The organism is uncultured Campylobacter sp. (assembly GCF_938031315.1).
Taxonomy (GTDB): Bacteria; Campylobacterota; Campylobacteria; order Campylobacterales; family Campylobacteraceae; genus Campylobacter_B.
In genome coordinates, this window is the sequence record NZ_CALHHT010000096.1 from 1 (window position 1) to 1,821 (window position 1,821).

2 protein-coding genes are annotated in these 1,821 nt (G+C 40.4%); both read right to left on the reverse strand.

Annotated elements, in window-relative coordinates; all coding sequences use genetic code 11:
- Positions 1-59: 59 nt before the first annotated feature.
- Entirely contained in the window at positions 60-1,472 is a 1,413-nt protein-coding gene (locus tag Q0236_RS02790) for a DUF2809 domain-containing protein (protein WP_297914869.1), read from the reverse strand.
- A gap of 86 nt (positions 1,473-1,558) precedes the next feature.
- The coding region (locus Q0236_RS02795) for an AIR carboxylase family protein (protein ID WP_297914872.1) at positions 1,559-1,821 on the reverse strand (263 nt) is incomplete at its 5' end.

The following is a 1,821-nucleotide window of genomic DNA, read 5'->3' on the forward strand; positions in this document are numbered from 1 at the left end:
TTTCGCCATGACTTTGGTCATTTTTTCTACTGCTTTTTGTTTATCCATCGCTTCTCCTTTTAAATTTCGTCCTCTAAAAACGGCTCGGGATTTTTAAGCAACCAAAGCACGAACAGATATCTAAGCTTACCTACATCTTCGGCACGCCAGCTCTTTCTTAGATCATAAAACATCTTATCAAGCACGCCGTCATTTAGCTCATCTAGCCTATTGCCTAGCTTAAAATATTTTTTGATTTCGACGGCAGCTTCATCGGTATAATCGTCATCCCATAAAATCCAACTTCCATATTCCCCGTTATAGTCCCAATGCCAATATAAATTAGTAACCGCATGTATCATTTTATACTGCACGCTATCTTTTTGCCTTAAGAATTTCATCCAAAAATCATAGGTAAATTTACTGTATTCTTGCGGATCGTATTTTTCCATATCCGTTGGATACTCGGGCACATATAGATATTCCAACCTTTTGCCGAAGCGGCGCCAAACATCTGTTTGTTCATCTGGTGATTTTGGTATAGTATTGTATATTATAAACGGCGTCATCTTATCCAAATCCCCCGATGCCTCTAATTGCATATGATATAAACCAAACATTAGCTTTTGCTCTGGATTAATGACATACTTTGATACTCTAGGCAGCATGTAATATACGTAATTGCACATTACGCCAAAATCAGTATTTAAAACCTCATTCATCTCTTTAGCATATTTATAAAAATAGGATCCGGGATGGGCTATAATTATTAGTTTTTGATGCGGTTTTAAATTTTTATATACATACCACATAAAATTTCTAAGGGGCGTCTCGCCCTTTTTGTTTTTAGCGTTTATGTCGCCGCCTTGCATGATGATCCATTCGATTAAATTCGCGCCCATATACACATAGGGTGAGTTTGGGTCTTTTTTCTTGATATCTTTGTCCGCATGTAGCATATGAAGTATCGTGTTGCCGTCTTTGTCAGTCGCATTTATATCGAGGGCTTGAAATACCGCTTTGATCTTTTCTTCATCGCCGCTTTGCAAAATTTCATTAAAATTTTTAGGCAACCTTTTACGCCTCCATAGTCGCGCCTTATCATAAATGATACTTTCAGATACGTAAGCTAAAACACAGCCTATCGCGTAGCAGATGATGTCCGTCCAATCGAATGTTCCACCAAAAATTATCCGCAATATAGAATTTTGGACGCCTAAAATTTCAAGCACTTTAAAATATTGTGCAGTTTCGATAACTAGAAAGAGGGCAAAGATTGCGAGCGCTAAGGCTTTAGGCGATAAATGGCATGAAATTATGCTAATTACAGCCCTCACGAATGCATAAAATAAAATGGCTGCCATAATGCCTTCAAAGCCACTATTTGAACCTACAACAATGTAAATTGGAATTGCTAAAATCACAAGTTTTGCCGCGGCGTCTCCATAATCGCACTCGCTTGTTTTTAGTTCGCTTAAAATTTTATCTTGCAACTTTTTCCTTTTAAATTTACTCGTCAAATTTTACATTCGTATGCTTAAATTTAGCCTGTTCATTCAGTAGAGCAGCGGGTGTAAATTTAGAGATGATTTATCAGGCTCGCGTTATACGCGGCGCCAAAGCCGTTGTCGATATTTACGACGCTAACGCCGTTTGCGCAGCTGTTTAGCATCGCCAGTAGCGCCGCTAGCCCGCCGAAACTCGCTCCGTATCCCACGCTGGTGGGCACCGCGATCACTGGCACGCTAACAAGCCCTGCTAGTACGCTAGCTAGCGCGCCCTCCATGCCGGCTACCGCGATCACGACCTTTGCGCCGCGTATCTGCTCTAAATTTGCGATCA